Annotated in this window: 1 pseudogene; it reads left to right on the top strand. The window is 44.1% G+C overall.

Features of this window, described 5'->3' with window-relative positions:
- Positions 1-185 precede the first annotated feature (185 nt).
- Positions 186-492, top strand: a pseudogene (locus tag JWG39_RS16100) (reverse transcriptase domain-containing protein); the annotation flags it as partial.

Below are 492 nucleotides of genomic sequence, written 5' to 3'. Positions count from 1 at the left end.
CTTGATGATGCCCATGACGTGGGAGATGAGCATCAAAAAGCTCTACCACCCCCATTCGTTTGAGAAGGCCAATCAGCAGGACAAAATCATCAATTCTTTCGGTTAAAACTTTTGGTATAGTAGTCATCTCGGCAGTTAATCAAAAAAAGGAATAAATTGAAATAATTTTACGCGAATGGTGAGTAGTCAGTATTGATTTGTCGAAATTTTTCGACCGGGTTAATCACGACCGCTTGATGAGCCGACTCGCTACAAAAGTGCATGACAAACGGCTCTTGAAGCTCATACGTAAGTTCCTCACATCCGGAGTAATGATCGATGGTTTAATACAAGCTGTCGATGAGGGTACTCCTCAAGGGGGCCCTCTTTCTCCGTTGTTGTCTAATATTGTGCTGGACGAGCTTGATAAAGAGCTTGAAAAGCGTAATTTGTGTTTCGTCCGTTATGCGGACGACTGTGTGCCACGAAGGCGCACTCAGGTGTGTGATGTTG

The sequence above is a fragment of the Desulforhopalus vacuolatus genome (assembly GCF_016918505.1).
Taxonomy (GTDB): Bacteria; Desulfobacterota; Desulfobulbia; order Desulfobulbales; family Desulfocapsaceae; genus Desulforhopalus; species Desulforhopalus vacuolatus.
Note: the sequence above shows the minus strand (reverse complement) of the source record. Positions and strands in the feature narration are given on the sequence as shown.